This window comes from Pseudomonas sp. Irchel s3f7 (assembly GCF_900187615.1).
In the GTDB taxonomy this organism is placed as follows: Bacteria; Pseudomonadota; Gammaproteobacteria; order Pseudomonadales; family Pseudomonadaceae; genus Aquipseudomonas.
The window spans coordinates 115,700-139,960 of sequence record NZ_FYDO01000003.1; the positions used below are offsets into that span (position 1 = coordinate 115,700).

General features: G+C 58.4%; 25 protein-coding genes. 22 read left to right on the top strand and 3 right to left on the bottom strand.

From position 1 onward, the window contains the following. Window positions 1–130: 130 nt before the first annotated feature. The 11 genes from acpP (at window position 131) to CKW19_RS03615 (ending at window position 9,750) form a co-directional block, all read left to right on the top strand. Complete coding sequence (gene acpP / locus CKW19_RS03565; RefSeq protein ID WP_003175607.1) at window positions 131–367, top strand: acyl carrier protein; 237 nt, start codon at window positions 131–133, stop codon at window positions 365–367. 109 nt (window positions 368–476) lie between these two features. Beyond that, window positions 477–1,721 (top strand): beta-ketoacyl-ACP synthase II, encoded by a 1,245-nt coding sequence (fabF, locus tag CKW19_RS03570; protein ID WP_095056620.1) that lies wholly within the window; start codon window positions 477–479, stop codon window positions 1,719–1,721. Continuing rightward, the gene (gene pabC / locus CKW19_RS03575) at window positions 1,721–2,536 is read left to right on the top strand and encodes an aminodeoxychorismate lyase (protein WP_095056621.1); all 816 of its coding nucleotides are present in this window, start codon (window positions 1,721–1,723) and stop codon (window positions 2,534–2,536) included. Before fabF ends, pabC begins: the two co-directional genes overlap by 1 nt. 3 nt (window positions 2,537–2,539) lie before the next feature. Beyond that, the gene (gene mltG, locus CKW19_RS03580) at window positions 2,540–3,763 is read left to right on the top strand and encodes an endolytic transglycosylase MltG (protein WP_095056622.1); all 1,224 of its coding nucleotides are present in this window, start codon (window positions 2,540–2,542) and stop codon (window positions 3,761–3,763) included. A 19-nt stretch (window positions 3,764–3,782) separates the two neighbouring features. After that, complete coding sequence (gene tmk / locus CKW19_RS03585; protein WP_095056623.1) at window positions 3,783–4,415, top strand: dTMP kinase; 633 nt, start codon at window positions 3,783–3,785, stop codon at window positions 4,413–4,415. Beyond that, window positions 4,408–5,394, top strand: coding sequence for a DNA polymerase III subunit delta' (locus CKW19_RS03590; RefSeq protein WP_095056624.1), 987 nt, complete (start codon window positions 4,408–4,410; stop codon window positions 5,392–5,394). The genes tmk and CKW19_RS03590 overlap by 8 nt, the downstream gene beginning before the upstream one ends. A 71-nt stretch (window positions 5,395–5,465) precedes the next feature. Continuing rightward, window positions 5,466–6,257, top strand: a complete 792-nt coding sequence (locus CKW19_RS03595) for a TatD family hydrolase (protein ID WP_095056625.1) — start codon at window positions 5,466–5,468, stop codon at window positions 6,255–6,257. A gap of 390 nt (window positions 6,258–6,647) precedes the next feature. Beyond that, entirely contained in the window at window positions 6,648–7,286 is a 639-nt protein-coding gene (locus tag CKW19_RS03600; RefSeq protein ID WP_095056626.1) for a TetR/AcrR family transcriptional regulator, read from the top strand. Between the two features lie 138 nt (window positions 7,287–7,424). Continuing rightward, the gene (locus CKW19_RS03605; protein ID WP_095056627.1) at window positions 7,425–8,393 is read left to right on the top strand and encodes a GTP 3',8-cyclase MoaA; all 969 of its coding nucleotides are present in this window, start codon (window positions 7,425–7,427) and stop codon (window positions 8,391–8,393) included. Between the two features lie 171 nt (window positions 8,394–8,564). After that, window positions 8,565–9,173 carry a DUF4823 domain-containing protein gene (locus CKW19_RS03610; protein WP_095056628.1) on the top strand — a complete coding sequence of 203 codons (609 nt, stop codon included), beginning with the start codon at window positions 8,565–8,567 and terminating at the stop codon, window positions 9,171–9,173. A gap of 16 nt (window positions 9,174–9,189) precedes the next feature. After that, window positions 9,190–9,750, top strand: a complete 561-nt coding sequence (locus CKW19_RS03615) for a DUF1285 domain-containing protein (RefSeq protein WP_095056629.1) — start codon at window positions 9,190–9,192, stop codon at window positions 9,748–9,750. A 143-nt stretch (window positions 9,751–9,893) separates the two neighbouring features. Here CKW19_RS03615 and CKW19_RS03620 read toward each other — a convergent pair whose 3' ends face one another. After that, window positions 9,894–10,217: a hypothetical protein gene (locus CKW19_RS03620; RefSeq protein WP_095056630.1), complete on the bottom strand. Its 324-nt coding sequence runs from the start codon at window positions 10,215–10,217 to the stop codon at window positions 9,894–9,896. 80 nt (window positions 10,218–10,297) lie between these two features. Continuing rightward, window positions 10,298–11,503: an MFS transporter gene (locus CKW19_RS03625; RefSeq protein ID WP_095056631.1), complete on the bottom strand. Its 1,206-nt coding sequence runs from the start codon at window positions 11,501–11,503 to the stop codon at window positions 10,298–10,300. Between the two features lie 343 nt (window positions 11,504–11,846). Between CKW19_RS03625 and CKW19_RS03630 the strand changes: the two genes are divergently transcribed. Further along, window positions 11,847–12,329: a GNAT family N-acetyltransferase gene (locus CKW19_RS03630; RefSeq protein ID WP_095056632.1), complete on the top strand. Its 483-nt coding sequence runs from the start codon at window positions 11,847–11,849 to the stop codon at window positions 12,327–12,329. A 113-nt stretch (window positions 12,330–12,442) separates the two neighbouring features. Here CKW19_RS03630 and CKW19_RS03635 read toward each other — a convergent pair whose 3' ends face one another. Next, window positions 12,443–14,107, bottom strand: a complete 1,665-nt coding sequence (locus CKW19_RS03635) for an electron transfer flavoprotein-ubiquinone oxidoreductase (protein ID WP_095056633.1) — start codon at window positions 14,105–14,107, stop codon at window positions 12,443–12,445. 546 nt (window positions 14,108–14,653) lie between these two features. Here CKW19_RS03635 and CKW19_RS03640 point away from each other — a divergent pair. From CKW19_RS03640 to CKW19_RS03685, 10 genes are all read left to right on the top strand, one after another. After that, the gene (locus CKW19_RS03640) at window positions 14,654–15,403 is read left to right on the top strand and encodes an electron transfer flavoprotein subunit beta/FixA family protein (protein WP_007945693.1); all 750 of its coding nucleotides are present in this window, start codon (window positions 14,654–14,656) and stop codon (window positions 15,401–15,403) included. 2 nt (window positions 15,404–15,405) lie between these two features. Then, window positions 15,406–16,335 carry an electron transfer flavoprotein subunit alpha/FixB family protein gene (locus CKW19_RS03645; RefSeq protein WP_057713740.1) on the top strand — a complete coding sequence of 310 codons (930 nt, stop codon included), beginning with the start codon at window positions 15,406–15,408 and terminating at the stop codon, window positions 16,333–16,335. A gap of 100 nt (window positions 16,336–16,435) precedes the next feature. Then, window positions 16,436–17,263 carry an ABC transporter substrate-binding protein gene (locus CKW19_RS03650; RefSeq protein WP_095056634.1) on the top strand — a complete coding sequence of 276 codons (828 nt, stop codon included), beginning with the start codon at window positions 16,436–16,438 and terminating at the stop codon, window positions 17,261–17,263. A gap of 9 nt (window positions 17,264–17,272) precedes the next feature. Beyond that, on the top strand, window positions 17,273–17,629 hold the full coding sequence (locus tag CKW19_RS03655; RefSeq protein ID WP_095056635.1) for a DUF4398 domain-containing protein: 357 nt from the start codon (window positions 17,273–17,275) through the stop codon (window positions 17,627–17,629). Then, a complete protein-coding gene (locus CKW19_RS03660; protein ID WP_095056636.1) occupies window positions 17,626–18,438 on the top strand; it encodes an OmpA family protein in 813 nt (270 codons plus the stop codon). Before CKW19_RS03655 ends, CKW19_RS03660 begins: the two co-directional genes overlap by 4 nt. A gap of 275 nt (window positions 18,439–18,713) precedes the next feature. Continuing rightward, window positions 18,714–20,153 (top strand): PLP-dependent aminotransferase family protein, encoded by a 1,440-nt coding sequence (locus CKW19_RS03665; RefSeq protein WP_095056637.1) that lies wholly within the window; start codon window positions 18,714–18,716, stop codon window positions 20,151–20,153. An 87-nt stretch (window positions 20,154–20,240) separates the two neighbouring features. Next, entirely contained in the window at window positions 20,241–20,717 is a 477-nt protein-coding gene (locus tag CKW19_RS03670; protein WP_095056638.1) for a translation initiation factor 2, read from the top strand. Between the two features lie 165 nt (window positions 20,718–20,882). Beyond that, on the top strand, window positions 20,883–21,137 hold the full coding sequence (locus CKW19_RS03675; RefSeq protein WP_095056639.1) for a YkgJ family cysteine cluster protein: 255 nt from the start codon (window positions 20,883–20,885) through the stop codon (window positions 21,135–21,137). A 41-nt stretch (window positions 21,138–21,178) separates the two neighbouring features. Next, window positions 21,179–21,784 carry an START domain-containing protein gene (locus CKW19_RS03680; RefSeq protein WP_095056640.1) on the top strand — a complete coding sequence of 202 codons (606 nt, stop codon included), beginning with the start codon at window positions 21,179–21,181 and terminating at the stop codon, window positions 21,782–21,784. Between the two features lie 335 nt (window positions 21,785–22,119). Next, complete coding sequence (locus CKW19_RS03685) at window positions 22,120–24,213, top strand: LTA synthase family protein (RefSeq protein WP_095056641.1); 2,094 nt, start codon at window positions 22,120–22,122, stop codon at window positions 24,211–24,213. The last annotated feature ends 48 nt before the right edge of the window (window positions 24,214–24,261 follow it).

A 24,261-nucleotide genomic window follows, 5' to 3' on the forward strand; every position in this document is an offset into this window, starting at 1 on the left:
AATCTATTTATAGGCAGAGGGTCACCGGGTTCGAGGAGTGAAGCTTTCAGTTGAAAAGCTGAAAAGTCTTTCTATACACTTACCCACTGGCCAGCTGCCTGAATTTGTCCATTAGGAGTGAAAACAAGGTATGAGCACCATCGAAGAGCGCGTCAAGAAAATCGTTGCTGAGCAACTGGGCGTTAAAGAAGAAGAAGTGGTCAACACTGCTTCCTTCGTTGAAGACCTGGGTGCCGACTCCCTTGACACCGTTGAGCTGGTGATGGCTCTGGAAGAGGAATTCGAGACCGAAATCCCTGACGAAGAAGCCGAGAAGATCACTACTGTACAAGCTGCAATCGACTACGTTACTAGCCATCAGGCGTAATAGTTTGTAATCGTTGCTCGCTGTCATGGAAAAACCGCACTGCCATCATGGCGTGCGGTTTTTTCTTTAGGCCTGATGCAAAGTCGTCATTTGAAAAAAGGAGAGTGCTGTGTCGCGTAGACGCGTCGTAGTCACCGGTATGGGTATGTTGTCGCCACTGGGCACGGATGTGCCGAGCAGCTGGCAGGGCATTCTGGCTGGCCGCAGTGGCATTGGTCTGATCGAACACGCCGACCTTTCTGCCTATTCCACCCGTTTTGGCGGCTCGGTAAAGGACTTCAATGTCGAGGAATACCTGTCGGTCAAAGAAGCCCGCAAACTCGACCTGTTCATTCAGTACGGTCTGGCCGCAGGTTTTCAGGCGGTACGCAATGCCGGTCTGGAAGTCACTGACGCCAACCGTGAGCGTATCGGCGTGGCCATGGGCTCGGGTATTGGCGGTCTGACCAATATCGAAGAAACCGCCCGCACGCTGCACGAGACCGGCCCGCGACGGATCTCTCCGTTCTTCGTGCCAGGCTCGATCATCAATATGATTTCCGGTTTCCTGTCCATCCACTTGGGTGCACAGGGGCCTAACTACGCCATCGCCACAGCGTGTACCACAGGTACGCACTGCATCGGCATGGCGGCCCGCAACATCATGTACGACGAAGCCGACGTGATGATTGCCGGCGGTGCCGAGATGGCGGCCTGCGGTCTGGGCATGGGCGGCTTCGGAGCCTCCCGCGCACTGTCGACCCGCAACGACGAGCCGACCCGCGCCAGCCGTCCATGGGACAAGGGCCGCGATGGCTTTGTATTGTCCAATGGCGCCGGTGCGCTGGTGCTGGAAGAACTCGAGCATGCCAAGGCGCGTGGCGCGACCATCTACGCCGAGCTGATCGGCTTCGGTACCAGTGGCGATGCCTACCACATGACCTCGCCGCCAGCCGATGGCGCAGGTGCAGCGCGCTGCATCACCAATGCGCTGCGCGATGCCAAAATCAATGGCGATCAAGTGCAGTACATCAACGCCCACGGCACCTCGACTCCCGCAGGCGACCTGGCGGAAGTCAATGCGATCAAGTCAGTGTTCGGCGAGCACGCCTACAAGCTGGCAGTCAGTTCGACCAAGTCCATGACCGGTCACCTGTTGGGTGCGGCGGGCGCGGTTGAGGCGATCTTCAGCGTACTGGCGATCAACAGCCAGGTGGCGCCGCCGACCATCAACCTCGATGAGCCGGACGAAGGCTGCGATCTCGATTTTGTGCCGCACACTGCGCGCAATATGGACATTGATGTGGTGGTTTCCAACTCCTTCGGGTTTGGCGGCACCAACGGCTCGCTGGTGTTCCGCCGGTTCGCAGGCTGATGGACTGCTGGGTCGACGGTCAGCCGGCGGACGCTTTGTCGCTGAAGGATCGCGGCCTGGCTTATGGTGATGGTCTGTTCGAGACCATCGCTGTGCGTAATGGACTCCCGGTGCTGCTGGATCGTCATCTGGTGCGTTTGGCCAGGGGGTGCCAGCGGTTGGCGATCAACCTTGATCATGAGCTCATGGTCGCGGAGTTGTTGAACTATGCCGCGAAGCTGGACGAAGGTGTGCTCAAGCTGATCGTCACACGCGGTGACAGCTTGCGCGGCTACGCCTTCGATCCCTCGGTTTCCGCTCGACGCATTTTGTCGGGCAACCCACCAGCGGTCTATCCGGATGCCCATGCTGAGCAAGGCGTTCGCCTGTTTCCTTGTACGACACGACTTTCAAATCAACCTCTGCTCGCCGGCCTCAAACATTTGAATCGCCTGGAGCAGGTCCTCGCCCGTGCCGAATGGCAGGACACCGAGCATGCTGAAGGCTTGATGCTCGATCAGGCAGGGCGCGTGATTGAAGGCGTATTCAGTAATCTGTTCCTAGTGCGCAATGGCGTGCTGATCACGGCAGACCTCAAACGCTGTGGCGTCGCCGGGGTGATGCGCGAAGAAATTTTGTTTCAAGCCGAGTCGTCGGGTATCCCCACGCAAATCACCGATATCCCCCTCGAACAGCTGCAATGGGCTGACGAAGTCTTTGTCTGCAACAGCGTTTATGGCGTTTGGCCGGTGCGTGCTTATGCAGCACTGAGCTGGCCGGTTGGGCCGCTCACCCGTAAACTCCAAACCATTGCCAATGAGCTACTGGATGCTTGATACGTGAGACGTAAACTCTTGCTGCTGCTGGAAACCGGACTGGTTCTGGCGGGGCTGATGTTGGGTGCTTCTGCCTGGAAAATTCATTCGGCATTGGTGCAACCGCTGAATATCACTCAGGAAAAACTGCTGGAGGTGCCCAAGGGCACGACTCCGAACCGCACCTTCCTGAAAATGGAAGCTGACGGCGTCATCAAGGACGCATTCTGGCTGCGCGTCTATTGGCGCTTCAACCTGCCCAAACAACCTCTGCACAGCGGTGAATACCGCATGGTTCCCGGCATGACAGTCGAAGGGCTGATCGATCTGTGGAAGCGCGCAGAGATGGTTCAGTACAGCCTGACCCTGGTCGAAGGCTGGAATTTCCATCAAGTGCGTGCGGCCCTGGCCAGGGATGAAAAACTCGAGCAGACCCTTGATGGATTGAGCGACAGCCAGGTCATGGACAAGCTCGGCCATACCGGGATTTTTCCCGAAGGGCGATTCTTCCCTGACACGTATCGCTTCGTGCGCGGCATGTCCGATGTCGAGCTGCTGAAAATTGCCTACGATCGCCTCAACGATGTGCTTGCCAAAGAGTGGGCGCAACGATCGGCGGACGTGCCGTACACCGAACCCTATCAAGCGCTGATCATGGCCTCGCTGGTGGAAAAGGAAACCGGTGTGCCGCAGGAGCGTGGGCAGATTGCCGGTGTGTTTGTACGGCGCATGGCGATAGGCATGTTGCTGCAGACCGACCCGACGGTGATTTATGGCCTGGGTGATCGTTACAGCGGCAAGTTGAACCGTGCACATCTCAGAGAAGCCACGCCCTATAACACTTACATGAATGCAGGTTTGCCGCCGACCCCGATTGCCATGGTCGGTCGCGAAGCGATCCATGCGGCGCTCAATCCGGTGGAGGGCAGCAGCCTGTACTTCGTGGCGCGCGGTGATGGCAGCCACGTGTTCTCCGATGATCTGGATGCGCACAACAATGCAGTGCGTGAGTACCAGATCAAGCGCCGAGCCGATTACCGCTCCAGCCCGGCACCGATCTCTGCACCCGAGACGCCGGTGGAGGAGCCTGCCGCGTCGGCGTCTGAGGACGCCGAGATGCCGGTCCCGACCGCGTCACCGGACACTGATCCGGACGCTTCGCCGCGGGTGCAGCCGCAAGATCCCGCGCCTGAACCCGCACCGGATGCACCGGCTTCCGATGCAAGCACACCGCAAAGCTCGCAATGACTCTGACTAAGGACTGCCTGTGACTGGCTTGTTTATTACTCTGGAAGGCCCTGAAGGCGCCGGCAAGAGCACCAACCGCGAATACCTGGCCGAACGTTTGCGCGCCGCCGGTATTGAGGTGGTGCTGACCCGTGAGCCGGGTGGAACGCCACTGGCCGAGCGTATTCGCGAGGTGTTGTTGGCCCCGGTCGATGAAGTCATGAACCCGGATACCGAGTTGTTGCTGGTGTTCGCCGCCCGCGCTCAACACCTGGCCGAAGTCATTCGCCCGGCATTGGCCCGTGGTGCCGTGGTCTTGTGTGATCGCTTTACCGACTCGACTTACGCCTACCAGGGCGGTGGTCGCGGATTGTCGCTGGAGCGCATTGCCGCTCTGGAAACCTTTGTCCAGGGTGACCTGCGCCCGGACTTGACGCTGATTTTCGATCTGCCCGTGGAAGTCGGCCTGGCCCGGGCCAGTGCTCGCGGTCGCCTGGATCGCTTCGAGCTCGAAGGCCGGACGTTTTTCGATGCGGTGCGCAGTGCTTTCCTCAAGCGTGCCGAGGCAGATCCGGCGCGCTATGTGCTGGTGGATGCCGCACAACCGTTGGCGCAGGTTCAGCAGTCACTGGATACATTGTTGCCACGTTTGCTGGAGCTGACCCGTGGCTGAGGCCTATCCGTGGCAGGACAGTCTGTGGCAGCAACTGGCCGGTCGTGCCCAGCACGCCCATGCCTATCTGTTGCACGGTCCGGCTGGTATCGGCAAACGGGCGCTGGCAGAACGCTTGATGGCCAACCTGCTGTGCCAGCGTCCGGCCGGCCTTGAAGCCTGTGGCGAATGCAAATCCTGCCTGCTGCTGAAGGCGGGCAGTCATCCGGATAACTACATTCTGGAACCGGAAGAAGCCGACAAGGCGATCAAGGTTGATCAGGTTCGGGATCTGGTCAGTTTCGTCGTGCAGACCGCGCAGTTGGGCGGGCGCAAAGTGGTGCTGATCGAGCCGGTCGAGTCGATGAACATCAATGCGGCCAACGCCTTGCTGAAAAGCCTTGAAGAACCGTCCGGCGATACCGTTCTGTTGCTGGTCAGTCACCAGCCAAGCCGACTGCTGCCGACCGTCAAGAGTCGTTGTGTGCAGCAGGCTTGTCCGTTGCCGAGTGCGGCCATGAGCCAGGCTTGGCTGGCCAAGGCCTTGCCGGACTGTTCGGATGACGAGCGTGTCGAGTTGCTGACACTGGCCGCCGGCTCGCCGCTGGCTGCGGTCAATTTGCAGTCCCAGGGCGTTCGCGAACAGCGGGCACAAGTGGTGGACGGAGTGAAAAAGTTGCTCAAGCAGCAACAGTCGCCGACGCAACTGGCCGAAGGCTGGAATGCGATTCCCTTGTTGCTGCTGTTCGACTGGTTTTGCGATTGGTCCAGCCTGATCCTGCGCTATCAACTGACCCAGGATGAAGAGGGGCTGGGTTTGACCGATATGCGCAAGGTCGTTCAGTACCTGGCGCAGAAAACCGCTCAGGACAAAGTCTTGAATATCCAGGACTGGATCCTCGCCCAGCGCCAGAAAGTATTGAGCAAAGCGAACCTGAACCGGGTTTTGTTGCTGGAAGCCTTGCTGGTGCAATGGGCGTCCTTGCCCGCCCAGCGCTGACTGTCTGCGCCTAGACTTAAAGCACCGGTAATCCTGTTGTCCCACTCATTCGATGTAAGTTGCAGCCTTTTATGCTCGTAGATTCCCATTGCCACCTCGATCGCCTTGACTTGACCGTTCACGACGGTTCACTGGATGCCGCACTTGATGCGGCTCGCCAGCGCGGCGTCGGGCACTTTCTGTGTATCGGTGTCAGCGCCGACAATGCCGCCGACGTCAAAGCCCTGGCCGAGCGTTATGACGACGTCGACTGTTCGGTCGGCGTGCATCCGCTGGATGTCCAGCCGGGCGCCGCGCCTGCGCTCGACTGGTTGTTGCAGGAGCTCAATCACCCGCGCGTGGTGGCGATTGGCGAAACCGGCCTGGACTATCACTACGAGCCCGAAGCGGCAGAGTTGCAGCAGGAATCCTTTCGCCTGCATCTGCAAGCGGCGCAACAGACCGGTAAACCGGTGATCATCCATACCCGTGGCGCCCGCGCCGATACCCTGAATCTGTTGCGTGAAGCGGCGCTGCCCCAGGCGGGCGTGCTGCATTGCTTCACCGAAGACTGGGAGATGGCGAAAGCTGCGCTGGATATGGGTTACTACATTTCCCTGTCCGGGATTGTCACTTTCCGCAATGCCGACGCCTTGCGCGACGTGGCCAGCAAGGTGCCCGCTGACCGGTTGCTCGTGGAAACCGACTCACCGTACCTGGCGCCGATCCCATATCGCGGCAAGCCAAACCTGCCGCAGTACGTGCGGGAAGTAGCGGAGTTTCTGGCAATGTTGCGGGGTGAGTCCTACGAGCGATTTGCTGAGCAGACCACAGAGAACTTCAAGCGATTGTTTCCCCTGGCGCATGTCAGGGCTTTGGCGTAATACCGGAAAAGATCGCAGCCTGTGGCAGTTCGGGGCTTTGGCCTCTGAATCGCAGGCAAAAAAAACCCGGGTTCTGGGGGGTGAATCCGGGTTAAGACCATTAGGAGTAAAACAATGGCACGCGGTCCGTTGGTACCAATATCGGCGTGACACTTGGGGGAGATGCCCCGCCGACAGTTCAAGTATTGATCAGGATTGCATCCCGTCCAGTTTGATCACCGGGGTTTTTAAACAAATTTGGAATACGGGCGCTTCGGAAGAGTTCTCATCAGTCATCCCGCGTACGCAGAATGACCAGAAAGCGCAGATATGGTCGGATGATCCGTGCATTTTTACGCAAGTTAGGCATAATACGCGGCTTCGAATTTTGACCCGAACAGACCTTTTCTTATGCATAAAGAACCCCGTAAGGTCCGTGAGTTTCGTCGCCGCGAGCAAGAAATTCTCGATACCGCGCTCAAGCTGTTCCTCGAACAAGGTGAAGACAGTGTCACCGTCGAGATGATTGCTGATGCCGTCGGTATCGGCAAAGGTACGATCTACAAGCACTTCAAATCCAAGGCTGAAATCTATCTGCGCCTGATGCTCGATTACGAGCGTGATTTGAACGAGCTGTTGCATTCGGCCGACGTCGACAAGGACAAGGAAGCCCTGTCTCGCGCGTATTTCGAGTTCCGCATGCGCGACCCGCAACGTTATCGCTTGTTTGATCGCCTGGAAGAGAAGGTGGTCAAGGGCAATCAGGTCCCGGAGATGATCGAGGAGTTGCACAACATTCGCGCCTCGAACTTCGAACGCCTGACTCTGCTGATCAAGGGGCGGATCAGCGAAGGCAAACTCGAAGACGTACCCCCTTACTTCCATTACTGCGCGTCCTGGGCGCTGGTGCACGGTGCCGTGGCGCTGTATCACTCTCCGTTCTGGAGCAATGTGCTGGAAGACCAGGAAGGTTTCTTCCAGTTCCTGATGGACATCGGTGTGCGCATGGGCAACAAACGCAAGCGCGACACCGACACCCCAAGCAGCTGAGCCATTCAGCCACCTTATTGCGCCATGATTTCGCTACAGGGTGTCGTTCGCAGGAATATACTCAGGTGTAGGACTTGCTAAAACTTGATTTCTAGGTCAAGTTTTAGCAGCCCCGAATAGTCTTCCACCGGAGAGATCATGATCGTTGACCGTCAAGGCAGGCGTTTTCGCAATTTGCGCATCAGCCTGACCTCCGCCTGCAATTACGCTTGTACCTACTGCGTGCCTAACGGCAAGCGGCTGGTGGCTGCGCAGGATGAGTTGTCGGCCGACGCTATGGCGCGGGGTGTGGCCTATCTGATCGAAGCCGCTGGCATCGAGCGTTTGCGCATCACCGGCGGCGAGCCGCTGGTCAGCCCGAAACTCGAAGCGTTCATGAAGGCAGTCGGGCAGATGGGCCTGGAAGACATCAGCCTGACCACCAATGGCCAGCTGCTGGCAAAGAAACTGCCCCTGCTGGTGGATGCCGGTATCCGGCGCATCAACGTTTCCCTCGATACCCTCGACGCCAGTGCGTTCCGTGGCATTGCCCGTGGCGGCGACCTGGCCACGGTGCTCGACGGCATGGACCAGGCCCACGCGGCCGGCATGAAGATCAAGGTCAACATGGTGCCGTTGCGCGGCCAGAACCTCGATCAGGTGATGCCGCTGCTCGATTACTGTCTCGAACGTGGCTATGAACTGCGCTTCATCGAGCTCATGCGCATGGGCCACTTGGCCAATGACTCCAACACCTTCCTGCAACAATTCGTCAGCCTTCAGCAACTGCTGAGCCTGATCGGCGAGCGCTATGAGTATTTGCAAGCCGATGCACCGGTCGATGCGACCGCTGTGCGCTACGAGATTCCGGGGCTTGGGCATTTCGGTGTGATTGCTAACGAGAGCGTGCCGTTCTGCCGAACCTGTTCTCGGTTGCGCTTGTCTTCAACCGGCTGGCTGCATGGCTGCCTGTCGTCGAGCAACCGTCACTATGTCGGTGATCTGCTCGACAAGCCGCGTCATCAAGCACTGCCGGCGTTGCAGCGCCTGTTGGTGAAAGCCTTGGGTGACAAGCAGGAAGTGGCGTTTTCCGGCGGCGCTACCGTCATGAAAATTATCGGCGGCTGAATCGGCCTCATCGCGGGCAAGCCACGCTCCCACAGGGTTTTGCGTAAACGCTGTGGGGAGCGTGGCTTGCCCGCGATTGCGTTTGATCAGGCACGATGAACTTGAGCTGGCGCGGAAGCTGCATCCAACGGCCATTCGCCGGTTTTCCGTCACCGGCCTCTGGAGGATAGGATGCGTAGCCTGGTTTTGCTGCTGGCCGTTTTGGCGCTTGGTGGCTGCATGAACGTCAGCGATATGGCCGAAATGACCCGTTACCATATGAGCGATGCAGGGGTGCTCGACCACAGCGACAGCCGTCGCGTGAATAACCTGCGCATTCAGCCCGACTCCTTCGTCTATATTGCCCAGGGTGCGTTCATGCCACCGGGCAGCACTGTTTATCCGCGCCCTAACGTGATTGCCGAAGTTGCCTTCGATGGCTTTGTCGAATACTTCCCAATGGTACGCCGTGCCCGTGTCCCCGAAGGACTCGACCAGGCCATGAGTGAAGCCCGTGCCGTCGGCGCCCACTATCTGCTTTACACGCGTTTTGCCAAGTCAGACGACCGTATCGGCAACTCGGACGAGTGGCTGGATCAGGAAGCGCTGGATCGCCTCGGCATCGACAGCGGCGTGATTCAAATCATGTTGATCGAGACCAGCACCCAGTATTTGATTGATACTGCGCATATCAAGAGTCGTGGCGGTTTGCTGACGTTCCACGACGAAAAACCCGAAGACCTCATGGGCCCGCCGCTGGAACAATATGCGCGCAGCCTGCTGGGGCTCAGCGACCAGTAAATCCAAGGAGAACGCCATGAGTGGCCCGCAAAAAGCCAACGACCTGCTGGGGCAAATCCCCAAGACCAAAGGCTTGCCGCCGGTCCACCTGTGGAATCCCGACTTCTGCGGCGACATCGACATGCGCATCGCCCGCGACGGCACCTGGTATTACCTGGGCACGCCGATCGGGCGCAAGCCGATGGTCAAGTTGTTCTCCACCATCATCCGCCGCGACGGCGATGATTATTTCCTCATTACCCCGGTCGAGAAAGTCGGCATCAAGGTCGACGATGCGCCGTTCGTGGCGATTGCCGTGGACGTGGAAGGTGAGGGCGAGGCACAACTCCTGCGCTTTACCACCAATGTCGAGGAGACCACGGAAGCTGGGGCTGAACACCCGATTCGCGTGGTGATCGATCCGGAGACTCAAGAACCGGCGCCCTACGTTCATGTGCGGACCAATCTCGAAGCGCTGATTCACCGCAACGTGTTCTACCAACTGGTGGAGCTGGCGGTCAGTCGCGAGATCGACGGGCAGCGCTGGCTCGGCGTGTGGAGTGGCGGCGAGTTTTTCCGCATCGGTCTCGAACCCTGAGCCTGACACTGTGGGATCAAGCCTGCTTGCGATGGGGTCCTGCAACGCAACACCTGATTTGGTCATAAACCGCCTTGCGCAACGCCTCAATCAACGGCTGCTTGCAGGCATGGGATTTCTCCTGGCTTCTGAAGTCTGGGCAGCTATTGGCTCATGCCGCCTTTTTTATTGTCGGTGGTGCTTGAGCCGAGTCCACCCTCGCTGGGCGATGTGGTGTCCGGCACATTCAAACCGTCCTGACGGCCCGCATCGTTGCCCTGCATCCGTGGATCGGTACCGGTGGCGGGTGGCAGGTTGATGTCGACATCCGTGCCGTCGGTGTTCATCCCCGGGGCGCTCTGGATGGCAGGCGCCTTGGGTTTTTCTACCGGGTTGGTCGGGCCCGTGCTGGAGCCGATAGCGCCGGCGAGTGCGACAGAGGACAACAACGCAGTGAGGGCGAGGGCGGTCAGTCTGGACAGGCTCATGGTGTCGTCTCCAACGAAGAGGGTCCTGTCTGATTAGTCCACCCTCGATCTGAAGGGGTGCCAAATGAGCGACGAACGGCTCAGGCCTGTTGCAATGCCTTGGCGATGGTTGCCCGACGCCAGATCAACCGGCCCACGGTAATCAGCCAGTTGAGCAAAGCAACGACCAACACCGTGAGCAGCAGTGTAGACATGCCGTGTTCGACGATGATCTTTCCTGCCAGCAGCGGAAAGCCAAACACGCCGATGAAGTACGACAGGCTGAACAGCAACAGGGATTGCGAGGTGGTGCCGTTCGGCGCTTCGTTGGCGGCCAGGCCGTTGATCACCGAATAGGTCAGACCATAACCGACCCCGAGCATCACCGCGGCGAGCAAATAACTGGGGCCGTCGTCGACGACAAAACCAAACATCAGGATCGAACCCAGCATCAGGCCCGAGAGCAGGCAGGACGCACGAAACGGATCGCGTTTGACCACGAAACCCGCAATCAGCATGCGCCCACTGATCGCTGCGCTCATGAAGCCGAGGAAAAACAACGAATAGTCGAGGGAGCGCGCCGCTGCATAGCTGGTCTGGAAACTCGACAGCCCGCCGAACACGCAACCGCCGAGGCCGACCATGATGATCGCAAATACGGCCTTGGACGACAGCACCTGGCCCGCCGTACGCCAGGAAATCCGCGATACGCTGGTCGATGGCGTCGGCGTCTGTTTCAGCTGTCGATCCAGCCGCCAGAACAGCAGAACGCCGATCAGGCTGGCCAGCGCCGCCAGGTAAAACGCCGCCGTCACCGGATAGCCAAGCGCACTCGCCGCGCGGCCGAGCAATGGTCCGCTACCGATTCCGGTCATCATGCTGCCCGAGAGCAACGCGAAGTATTTGGCGCGCTGGGCTGGCGTCACCAGGCTCGCCACGATGATCGGACCGAGGGTGTAGAACACGCCCCAGCCCGCCCCCAGCAACAATCCGAAAAACAGCAGCAGATGGCCAAACCCCGGCGTCAATGCGAAACCCAGACTGGCGACTACCAGCAACCCACCGAACAGCGCCACTGAACGCGCAGCACCAAGCAGATCGGACAAGTGCCCGGAAACAATCACCGCCACAAACGTGCTGAGCATCGCCGCCGAAATCACACTGCCCGCATCGTGCTCGTTACCGCCGCGCGAACCGATCAACAGCGACAACAAAAACGTCGAGCCATAGGACAGCGAGAGCAGGTAACTGGCGAGGCAAAACAGGCCGAACAATTTGCGTGAAACTTGAGGTGTTGCGGTCGACATGACGCGGTTCCTTGACCGGGTAAATGAGCAGCTTGTCTATCTAACCATGCAAGGTCGGGATGTTAGGTCCGAGGTTATCGATTCCAGGGTTAGTGTTGGCCGGAGTAAGCGTGGTGTTTGAGCTTTTGTGGCGAGGGAGCTTGCTCCCGCTGGGACGCGCAGCGACCCCAATAAAAACGCTGCATTTTTTGGGAGCTCGGTTGAATAGTAGGGGCCTGCTTCGCAAGCCGACGGGAGCAAGCTCCCTCGCCACAAATAAGCACTATCCCGACAGATAAGCGCTATCGCCACAAACCACGCATCGCCTTAGTATGGCGTTTTCAACTTTTGACAAGGCACGTCCATGACGATCGAAATCCGCCCGGCGACCCCCAGTGATGCACCGCAAATCCTCGCGTTCATCACTGAACTGGCCGACTACGAACGTGCCCGTCATGAAGTCATCGCCAGCGTCACCGACATCGAACGCAGCCTGTTCAGCGAAGGCGCCACGGCCCATGGCCTGATCTGCTTGCGCGACGGTTTGCCGATCGGTTTCGCGGTGTTCTTCTTCAGCTATTCGACATGGCTGGGTAGCAACTGCTTGTACCTCGAGGACCTTTACATCACCCCGGAACAGCGCGGCGGCGGTGCAGGCAAAACCCTGCTGCGTCATTTGGCAAAAATCGCCTGCGCCAATGATTGCGGGCGGTTTGAGTGGAGTGTGCTGGAGTGGAATACACCGGCCATCGATTTCTACAAATCGTTGGGCGCGCAGCCACAGGAGGAGTGGGTTCGGTATCGGATGGATGGGGCGGTGTTGCGGGATTTTGCTTCGGGTAACTGAAGTTTTTAGACGATCGCGGCGTTCGCCAACGCCTGCAGGGAACGCGAATATCCGCTAAATCGCAGGCAACAAAAAGGCCCCCATTTCGGGAGCCTTGATGTTCGCGGTTCGGCTTACATGTTCGGGTAAGTCGGGCCGCCAGCGCCTTCCGGCGTCACCCAAGTGATGTTCTGAGCAGGATCCTTAATGTCGCAGGTCTTGCAGTGAACGCAGTTCTGGGCGTTGATCTGGAAGCGCTTCTCGCCGTCTTCCTTGGTGATCACTTCGTACACGCCTGCCGGGCAGTAACGCTGAGCAGGCTCATCGTACAGGGGCAGGTTCTTGCTGATCGGGATGCTTGGATCGGTCAGCTTCAGGTGGCACGGCTGCTCTTCTTCGTGGTTGGTGCCGGAGATGAACACCGAGCTCAATTTGTCGAAGCTGATCTTGCCGTCCGGTTTCGGGTAGTCAATCTTCTTGCAGTCGGCCGCGAGCTTGAGGCAGGCGTAGTCCGGCTTGTTGTCGTGCAGGGTGAACGGCAGTTTGCCGCCGAAGATGTTCTGGTCGAGCCAGTTGAAACCACCACCGACAATGGCGCCGAACTTGTGGATCGCCGGGCCGAAGTTACGGCTGGCGAACAGTTCTTCGTGCAGCCAGCTGTTCTTGAACGCTTCCACGTAAGTGGTCAGTTCTTCGCTGCCGTCCTTGTCGGCGAACAGTGCATCAGCCACCGATTCAGCGGCGAGCATGCCGGACTTCATCGCGGTGTGGCTGCCTTTGATCTTGGCGAAGTTCAGGGTGCCGAGGTCGCAACCGATCAGCGCGCCGCCCTTGAAGACCATCTTCGGCAGCGAGTTCAGGCCGCCCTTGCAGATCGCGCGAGCGCCGTAGCTGATGCGCTTGCCGCCTTCCAGGTGCTGCTTGAGCACCGGGTGATGCTTGAGGCGCTGGAACTCGTCGAACGGCGACAGGTAGGTGTTGCTGTAGGACAGGTCGACGATCAGGCCGACTACAACCTGGTTGTTTTCCAGGTGATAGAGGAACGAGCCGCCGGTGTTCTCGGTGCCCATGATGTCCATCGGCCAACCGGCGGTGTGCACTACCAGGCCTGGCTGATGCTTGGCCGGGTCGACTTCCCAGATTTCTTTCAGGCCGATGCCGTAATGCTGGGCGTCAGCGTCAGTGTCCAGGTTGAAGCGCTTGATCAGCTGCTTGCCGATGTGGCCACGGCAACCTTCGGCGAACAGCGTGTACTTGCCACGCAGTTCCATGCCAGGGGTGTACAAGCCTTCTTTCGGGTGACCTTCGCGGTCAACGCCAAGATCACCGGTGATGATCCCGCGAACCACGCCGTTTTCGTCGATCAGCGCTTCCTGAGCGGCGAAGCCCGGGTAGATTTCCACGCCCAGGTTCTCGGCCTGCTGGGCCAGCCAGCGGCACAGGTTGCCCAGGGAGATGATGTAGTTGCCTTCGTTGTGCATGGTCTTGGGCACAAAGAAGTCAGGCACTTTCTGCGCGCTTTCGGCGTTCTTGAGCACGAAGATGTCGTCGCGGGTAACCGGCGTGTTCAACGGCGCGCCGAGTTCTTTCCAGTCCGGGAACAGTTCGTTCAGGGCGCGTGGTTCAAACACGGCACCGGACAGAATGTGAGCACCGACTTCGGAGCCTTTTTCGACCACGCAGACGCTGATTTCCTTACCGGCTTCAGCAGCCTTCTGCTTCAAGCGGCAGGCAGCGGAAAGACCAGCGGGGCCGGCACCGACGATGACCACGTCGAATTCCATGTATTCGCGTTCCACAGGTTATCTCCTACTCAAGGCTCAACAGTTTTTTTTCTAATTGGAGTTTGGTGTCGCATCCATGAATCCCGGCGTGATGCCGAAAGCGGACAAACGATTGACCACCTTTCTCTCTGGGTGGCGCATTATATCTACACCACTCCCAGCGTCCAATACAAACGTTTGTTTGAATTGGCTCAAGCCCAGAGAAATCAAAGTCACGCGCCTTATGAACGGCTATTTTGGCGTATTGACCGGAATAGGCGTTCCGGTCAAGATACGGTCGGTTTTGCGCTCGCCGTAGGCTGACTGGTGGCTTCAAGAGCACCTCTAAAGACAGGGCGATGGCAGTAGAGAGTGATGTGCAGCGCAGCTTTGGCGCGCAGTTTACACGCCGCGGTATTGAATGACTCGTCGGTCACGACTGACGAATGGTCATCCACATCATGAGCGATGGTCACTTGACACCTTTGCCGGCGTTTTTGGAGGTGCCCTTGCGCCCGATGAGCATCAACCGCCAGGTTCGCCTAGGCGACTTTCTTTTCACCGGAGAGTAACGAGGAATCCATGAAGGTTCTTGTAGCTGTCAAACGCGTTGTGGATTACAACGTGAAAGTTCGCGTCAAGGCGGACAATTCCGGCGTCGATCTTGCCAACGTCAAGATGTCGATGAACCCGTTCTGCGAGATCGCCGTTGAAGAAGCCGTACGCCTGAAAGAAAAAGGTGTTGCGACTGAAATCGTCGTCGTCTCCGTTGGCCCGTCCACCGCTCAAGAGCAACTGCGCACCGCGCTGGCTCTGGGTGCCGACCGCGCCATCCTCGTCGAATCCGCCGAAGATCTGACTTCCCTGGCCGTTGCCAAACTGTTGAAAGCTGTTGTCGACAAGGAACAGCCTCAGCTGGTGATCCTTGGCAAGCAAGCCATCGACAGCGACAACAACCAGACTGGCCAGATGCTCGCAGCATTGAGCGGCTACGGTCAGGGCACGTTCGCTTCGAAAGTCGAAATCAGCGGCGACAGCGTTGCTGTTACCCGGGAAGTCGACGGCGGCGCGCAGACAGTTTCCCTGAAGCTGCCGGCCATCGTCACCACCGATCTGCGTTTGAACGAGCCGCGCTACGCGTCTCTGCCAAACATCATGAAAGCCAAGAAGAAGCCTCTCGAAGTACTGACTCCGGATGCTTTGGGCGTTTCCACCGCCTCCACCAACAAGACCGTGAAAGTCGAAGCGCCTGCTGCACGCAGCGCGGGTATCAAGGTCAAGTCGGTGGCTGAACTGGTCGAGAAACTGAAAAACGAAGCGAAGGTAATCTAATCATGACTATCTTGGTAATCGCTGAGCACGACAACAAGGTTGTGGCGCCTGCCACCCTGAACACCGTTGCTGCTGCCGCCAAAATCGGTGGCGACATCCACGTTCTGGTCGCTGGCCAGGGTGTTGGTGCCGTGGCTGAAGCCGCTGCAAAAATCGCTGGCGTGAGCAAAGTATTGGTAGCTGACAACGCCGCCTACGCGCACCAGCTGCCGGAAAACGTCGCTCCTCTGGTGGCAGAGTTGGGCAAGGGCTACAGCCATATCCTGGCTGCCGCTACTTCCAACGGCAAAAACATCCTGCCGCGCGTTGCCGCTGCACTGGACGTTGATCAGATCTCCGAGATCATCTCGGTAGAAAGCGCTGACACTTTCAAGCGTCCGATCTACGCCGGTAACGCCATCGCTACCGTTCAGTCGAACGCAGCAGTCAAAGTCATCACCGTGCGTGCTACCGGTTTCGACCCGGTTGCAGCTGAAGGCGGCTCCGCTGCCGTTGAAGCGGTTGGCGCTGCCCACGACGCTGGCATCTCCAGCTTCGTTGGCGAAGAGCTGGCCAAGTCCGATCGTCCGGAACTGACCGCTGCCAAGATCGTCGTTTCCGGCGGCCGCGGCATGCAGAACGGCGACAACTTCAAACACCTGTACGCCTTGGCCGACAAGCTGGGCGCTGCCGTTGGTGCTTCCCGCGCCGCGGTCGACGCAGGTTTCGTACCGAACGACATGCAGGTCGGTCAGACCGGCAAGATCGTTGCTCCTCAGCTGTACATCGCCGTCGGTATTTCCGGCGCGATCCAGCACCTGGCCGGCATGAAAGACTCCAAAGTGATCGTCGCGATCAACAAGGACGAAGAAGCGCCGATCTTCCAGGTGGCCGATTACGGCCTGGTGGCAGACCTGTTCGAAGCTATCCCTGAGCTGGAGAAGCTGGTCTAAACCGGCTGCTTCACTTATAAAGAGCCCGACCTTTTGGTCGGGCTTTTTTTTGCAGTTTTTTCGTAGATGGCATAAGCGGGATTGAGAGGAGTGTATTGCCATGGATCTGCGTTTTGTCTGGAGTTTGCTGGGATTGGCGCTATTACCGGCGCTTTCGTTTGCCGCGGGAAAGTGCGAGCGCCTGGTGGTGACCGGCAGCCCTGATGCGCCACCGTATCTGTGGCAAGACCCACAAAACCCCAGGCACCTGATCGGTGCCAGTGCTGATTTGTTGCGGCACGTGGCGGGGGAGTTGGGAATCAAGGTCGAATTGCTTTACGCCGGCAAACGCTCCCAGGCTCTGGACGAAGTGCGCAGCGGGCGCATGGACATGCTGGCGGACGCGCCGTTGACGGTTAAAGAACTGGAAACGCTGGACTACATTCATCCCCCTCTGCTGGAAAACGATTACCTGGTCTGGACCCGCAAGGATTCCGCGCTGGTCTACAACGAGGCACAGGATCTGCACGGTCATTCCGGTGCCGTGTCGGAAAAGTCTCGATTGACCTCGGGATTTGCCACTTTCGCCGAGCAGCAATTGACCCTCGTCCGTACAGCCAACCTGACCCAAGCCTTTCAGAAACTGCTTTTGAGTGAGGTGGAATTCGTCCTGGCCGGGCGCTACTCAGGTATGGCGATGGCGCAGACATTGGGCATGGCCAACGACCTGGTCGCTCGCCTGCAACCTGTCGACAAGCCGGGCCTGTACCTGGCGGTTTCCCATAACTCCGCCTGCAACGATCCGTGGTTGCGCGGACAGCTGGCCAAAAAGATGACAGAATTGCCCGCGTCCGGACTGACGGAGGCCATGCTGCAACGCAATATCGAGCGCTGGACCGCGCAACAGAAGCAAGCGCCGCTGCAACCCGTCAGTACCCCAAAACAGTAGGGATTTTTAGTGAGTATTCGACCTCTTTTTGCTGCCCTGGCCCTTTTGGCTCTGGCGGGTTGTGCAGCCGATCCGGCGCCGAATGAACAAATGCGCCTGACTGAGCAGGCACTTGAACAAGCCAAGGCCGTAGGCGCCAATGCCGACGATGTGCCGGAAATGAAACTGGCCGAAGACAAGTACAACCGCGCCAAAGGCAGCATGGCCGACGATTCCTTCAAAAATGCGCGCATGCGCGCGGAGCAGGCCGAGCTTGATGCGCGTCTGGCCGAAGCCAAAGTGCTGACGCTCAAGAGCGAGGAGCAGTTGCACGTGCTAGACACCCGCATCACCCGCCTGCGCAAGCAGTTGGGAGATGCCCAATGAGCCTCAAGAACAAAGCGCTCTTCGGTTTGATGCTGGCGGGTTGTGCGAGTCTTTATGGCTGCGCAGGTCAGCGCAGCGAGGTCGCAATACAGCAAGCCAGTACCGACTTCCAGAAGGTCAAGGAAGATTCCAATGTGCTGCGTATCGCTCCCAAGGATGTGATTCGTGCCGGTGAATCCCTGGCCCGCGCCGATCGCTTGTCCAGTTACTGGGGCAGCGGCACGGATGTTGTGCACTACGCGTATCTGAGCCAGCGCTACAGCGAAATTGCCAGGGAGCACACCAATCAGGTGCTCAACGAGGAGCGTGCAGCGAAGCTCGAGCTGGAACGCCAGCGGCTGCAATTGGCCTTGCGTGAATCCAAACTGTTCAGCGTGCAGCAGCAGGGAAAATGGCTCGAAGAGCAGATTCTCGCCTTGACCACGGCCCAGACTGACCGAGGCCTGGTGATGACGTTGGGCGACATGCTGTTCGACACCGGTGAGGCGGAACTGAAAACTTCGGCCAATCGCGTGGTGTTGAAGATCGTGCAGTTCCTGCAACTCAATCCCAAGCGCGTCGTGCGCATCGAAGGCTATACCGACAGTACTGGCGGCAAGCAGGAAAACCTCAAGCTGTCCCGGGACCGTGCGCAATCGGTCGCCGATGTGCTGATTGATCTGGGTATCGATGACAAACGCATTCAAGTCGAAGGCTATGGCGATGAATACCCGGTAGAGGTGAATGCCTCCGAGCGGGGAAGGGCGCAGAACCGTCGGGTTGAAATGGTGTTCTCCGACGAAAAAGGCCAGCTCGGCGCCGCCAGGTAGGAGCGGGCGGAGCCTGCGATCTTTTGATCTTGCGCTTGATACTCAAGTGGGCCTGGACAGATCGCAGCCGCGTTTCACTCGACAGCTTCTATAGCCCGGCCTGTCCTGCAGTGCCGGGTTTTTTACGCCTGCCGATCCACTCACAAAACAGTACAGTTTTTGCTGACAATGCACTGTATGGTCGACTATTGTGGCAACTGTCCCAGTACACTTCTAAACTGTTCCGGTAATGTTTCACACAAGAATAAAATGCCCGTGAAATCGAGTGCTGCGTCATGACAAATCTCTTGCTCTACCAACGTATTGCTCAGCAACTGGCCGAAGACATCCGCCGTGGGGTCTATCAACCGGGAGAGCGCGTGCCTTCGGTGCGCAAGATGAGCTCGCAGCTCAATGTCAGCCATGCAACGGTGTTGCAGGCGTACGCCAATCTCGAAGATCAAGGGTTGATCCGTGCACGGCCGCAGTCGGGTTACTACGTGCACCAGACGCCGGCCTTGACGGCGCCCACGCCGGATATCGCCCGGGTCGAGCGCCCGGGCCTGGTCACCCGCAGCAGCATCATTCAGCAAGTCCTGGTCGAATCCCGTCGTGAAGGCGTTTTCCCATTAGGCGCTGCCGTGCCGAGTGTCGACTATTTGCCGGTGCGAGCCCTGCATCAGCAATTAGCCAAAGTCACCCGTTTCCACAGCCCGCGCGCGTTCAGCTATATGTTCAGCCCTGGGTTCGAACCCTTGCGTCGACAAGTGGCAATCCGCATGCGCGATGCCGGCGTGGTGGTCGATCCGTCGGAAGTGGTGATCACCCACGGTTGCGTGGATGCCTTGCAGATGTCCCTGCGAGTCTTGACCCGTCCGGGCGACTTGATTGCCGCTGAGTCGCCGACCTATTACGGCTTGCTGCAACTGGCGGATCTGCTGGGTCTGAAGGTCATCGAGATCCCCAGCGACCCGTCCACCGGCATGAGTCTCGAAGCCCTGCAACTGGCCGCCAACCAGTGGTCGATCAAAGCGCTGGTGCTGACCACGCGCCTGAGCAATCCATTGGGGGGCACCATGCCCGAGGAGCGGCAGAAGCAACTGCTGCGCCTGGCGTCGGACTTCGATATCCAGATTGTCGAGGACGACATTTACGGCGAACTGATGTTCGAGCAGGGGCGCACCAAATCGCTCAAGGCCTATGATCGGCTGGACCGGGTGATTTATTGCTCGAGCTTCTCCAAAACCCTGTCGCCGGGGGTGCGGATCGGCTGGATGATCGCTGGCAAGTATCAGCAGGAAATCCAGCGCTTGCAGACATTCAGCACCCATTCAGCGTGCAGTGTCACGCAAATGGGCATTGCGGCGTATCTGGAGAATGGCGGGTACGACCGGCATCTGCGTTTCATCCGCCAGGAGTACCGTAAAAATCTCAGCGCGTTTCAACTGGCGGTGCAGCAGCACTTCCCGGAAGGCACGCAGATGACACGGCCGACCGGCGGTTTCATTCTGTGGGTCAGTTTGCCGGGACGGGTCAATACCCAGGAATTGCACGTGCGGGCATTGCAGCAGGGCATCAGTATTGCGCCAGGGCTGATTTTCAGTAACACCGAGCAATTCAATCATTGCATCCGCCTGAACTGCGGCATCCCGTGGAACCGCGAAGCGGAGCGCGCCCTGATGACCTTGGGCATGCTGGCCACCCAGCTCTGCCAGGAGACGGCTGGCGGTCTGTGACCTGAAATGCGCGGTCATTGACCGCGCTTGTCTTGTCCGTTGCAACAGGCGAGCATAGACGTCTCTGCCGTTTGCACCGTTGGGTCCATGAAACCGACTTTTCCTGCCGCCTGGTTGTTGATCTGCTTGTCAGTGAGCGTTCAGCCAGCACCCGCCATTGCCGCTTCCGCGCAGGACGAGTCGTCCAACGGCAGTTCGCAGACACAAGAGACGACCGATACCCCCGTGAAAACAGCGGAACCTGCCGAAAAGCGCGCTGAGATGGTAAAAAGTCGTGCTCCCATTGCCCACAAATCGAAATCGGCCAGTGAAGTGGCGAAAACCAGGCTTCCATCCGCTCACCTGGATTTGAGACTGCCCCGGGACATGGTCCAGGCGCTGAAACCGGTGGGTACTGTGCCGCTGTCCCCGCGTGAACCGTTGTTGCCTGAGATGTTCGGTGACAAAAACAGCCCATTCCAGCTCAACGGAAAGTTGCTCAACAATGAAATGCAGTTGCAGTTGCGCAATGAAGAGCGCCGTGAGGTTGATGGTGCGTTGCTGGAGTTCGAATTCAAACAGTAACGCCTCCCAATCCGTGAGCCTCAGACCAGACGCTTTGTCGGAGACTGGCCGGTCACGCCCGTTTGCGCTGAAAAACCCGCCGGCGGGTAATTTTAAACAACTGTTTTAGGGGGTACTCTGTGCCGCGTCCTTTAACATATCGCTCGTCGCGAGGAGCTTGTCGTCATGAAATGCCGTGAGGGCTGTGGTGCTTGTTGCATTGCCCCTTCCATCAGTTCACCGATTCCCGGAATGCCCAATGGCAAAGCCGCAGGTGAACGCTGTCTGCAGTTGTCGGCCGGGAACCTGTGCAATATTTTCGGGCAACCGGAGCGGCCCGCGGTGTGTTCGGCGTTTGATGCCGACCCCGAAGTATGCGGAAGCAGCAGCGAAGAGGCCATCAGGCTGATAGGCTGGTGGGAGCAAATGACGGCTGCGTGATGTGTTCAACGGACGGAACTTCAACAATAAGGAATAAGACTATGGGTTCGCTGCATCGTATTGCTGTTTTGTGTGGTTTGACGGCCGTGCTGGTCACGTCGGTTGCACAGGCCGAGGACTGGAAAGTCGCCAAAAACGAAGACGGCATCAAGGTGTCCCTGAGTGAAGTGGCCGGCTCCGACTACAAGGCCTACCAGGGCGTCACACTGATGAAGACCTCCATGGCCAAACTGCGTGCGTTGCAGGAAGACGTAGCGGGCGCCTGCGCCTGGATTCACGAATGCAAAACCCAGAAGTTGCTCAAGCACGAAGGTGACCAGAGCTGGACCTACACCCAGTTCAACACGCCGTGGCCAGTCACTGCCCGTGATTCGGTGTTGCACATCACCACCATCGAAGGTGCCGATGGCAGCCTGACCCGCAAACTCGAAGGCGTGCCGAAGTACATTCCCGAGGAAAAAGGTTTCGTCCGTGTCGTCAAAGTCGACGGTTTCTGGAAGTTCGTGCCCAAGGGCGATCAGATCGAAGTGACCTATCAGGTACACACCGAACCGGGTGGTAACGTGCCGTCGATGGTGGCCAACAAGTTCGTGGTGGATGCACCGTTCAATACGTTGAAAGCCCTCAAGGAACGCGCCGAGAAGTAACGGTGCCATTGCGCTGAACAGGCTTGTGAAACGCCCCGACCGGTTCGGGGCGTTCTGTTTTCACAAGCGACAGCGCTTTAATTTGTATCCGAATATTCGTTGAACGAAATTTTCACCAAGCCTCCAAGACAATTCGCCCCCGCTCTTCAGGATGTGACACACATCCCGGCAGCTCTTACTCAGCGTTTGAGTGAGCGTAGTTATCAATGGCAATGCTGCCGTTGATCGTGCAACATTTGCGCACCGCGCAATCCCCGGGGCCAGGTACTGGCCATAAGAGGGCAAGGCGCCGCTGTTTTTTTGAAACTTCAACTTCCAATGGGTCCTAAAACGACATGGCAATCCCGGACGCCCTGAATCAGCAGCGAGCTTCTAGTCGCCTGCTGCAACCGACCGTCAAATCGCATCTGGCCTACACGCTGTTGTGTGCCCTGGTCATGATGGTCATGTTCAGCCTGCTGCGCGTCGCGCTGCTGGTCTACAACCGCGAGATGATCCTCGACACCCCGGCCTCGACCTTTCTCGAAGCATTCACCAATGGCCTGCGTTTTGATCTGCGCCTGGTGGTCTATCTCAGCATTCCGTTGTTGCTGGCGCTGTTCAGTGCCCGGGCCATGGCGGCGCGAGGGTTCTTTCGTTTCTGGCTGACCCTCGTCTCCAGCATCGCGTTGTTCCTGGGCCTGATGGAGATGGACTTCTACCGTGAATTCCACCAGCGCCTGAACGGTCTGGTCTTCCAGTACGTCAAGGAAGACCCGAAAACCGTGGCCAGCATGCTCTGGTACGGTTTTCCGGTGGTCCGCTACCTGCTGGCATGGGCCGTGGGCACCGTGATCCTGAGCATGGCGTTCAAGGGCGCCGACCGTGCGACCCGTCCTCGCGGCCCGTTCAGCGGCGGCAGCATCAGCACACGCAAGGTAGCGCCGTGGTATGCACGCGTTGGCGTGTTCGTGGTTTGCCTGCTGATTTGCGTCGTCGCCGCCCGTGGCACCTTGCGTCAAGGCCCGCCGATGCGCTGGGGTGACGTCTACACCACAGATTCCAACTTCGCCAACCAGCTGGGTCTCAACGGTACGCTTTCTCTGGTTGCCGCCGCCAAGAGCCGGATGTCCGAAGATCGCGACAATATCTGGAAAGCCACGCTGCCACAGCCACAAGCCCAACAAATCGTACGTGACATGCTGGTGATGGCCGATGACAAACTGGTGGATGGCGAGATCGCAGCGGTCCGTCGCGATTACACGCCACCGGCCGACAAGACCCTGCCGATCAAGAACGTCGTTGTGATCCTGATGGAAAGCATGGCCGGTCACTCGGTGGGCGCCCTCGGCGCTCCGGGCAACATCACGCCGTACCTCGACAAGCTGTCGAAGGAAGGCCTGTTGTTCGACCGTTTCTTCTCCAACGGCACCCATACCCACCAGGGTATGTTCGCCACCATGGCCTGCTTCCCGAACCTGCCGGGTTTCGAATACCTGATGCAGACCCCGGAAGGCAGCCACAAGCTGTCCGGCCTGCCGCAGCTGCTCAGTACCCGTCAATATGACGATGTGTATGTCTACAACGGCGATTTCGCCTGGGACAACCAGTCCGGTTTTTTCAGCAGCCAGGGCATGACCAACTTCATCGGCCGTAACGATTTCGTTAACCCGGTGTTCTCGGATCCGACCTGGGGCGTGTCTGACCAGGACATGTTCGACCGTGGTCTGGTCGAGCTCAAGGCGCGGGAAAACGGCAAGCCGTTCTATGCCTTGCTGCAAACCCTGTCCAACCACACGCCATACGCCTTGCCGACACCGTTGCCGGTCGAGCGCGTCACCGATCGTGGCAGTCTGAACGAACACCTGACCGCCATGCGTTATGCGGACTGGGCTTTGGGCCAGTTCTTTGAAAAGGCGCGTAAAGAGCCGTACTTCAAGGAAACCCTGTTTGTCATCGTCGGTGACCACGGTTTTGGTAACGAGCGCCAGATCACCGAAATGGACCTGGGCCGCTTCAACGTACCGATGCTGATGATCGCACCGGGCATCCAGGAAAAATTCGGCCAGCGTAACCACACAGTGGGCACTCAGATTGACCTCGTGCCGACCATCATGGGCCGCATCGGTGGTGAAGTGCGTCATCAGTGCTGGGGGCGCGACCTTCTCAACCTGCCTGAAGGCGACCCTGGTTTTGGCGTGATCAAGCCTTCGGGCAGCGAACAGACCACTGCGTTCATTACCGCCGACCAGATTCTGGTATTGCCGCGCGACAAGGACATGGCGCCGAAGATGTACCAGTACGAACTGGGCGCTAATCCGCGTGCCGAGGTTATTCCCAATGCACCGCGCACGGCCGAGTTGAAAACCAAACTCGAAGCGTTCTTGCAAACGGCGACCAAGAGCCTGCTGGACAACACCGCCGGTGTGGTCAACGGCACGCCGGACTAACGTGTGACGCAATAAAAAAGAGGCTCTTCAAGAGCCTCTTTTTTTTGT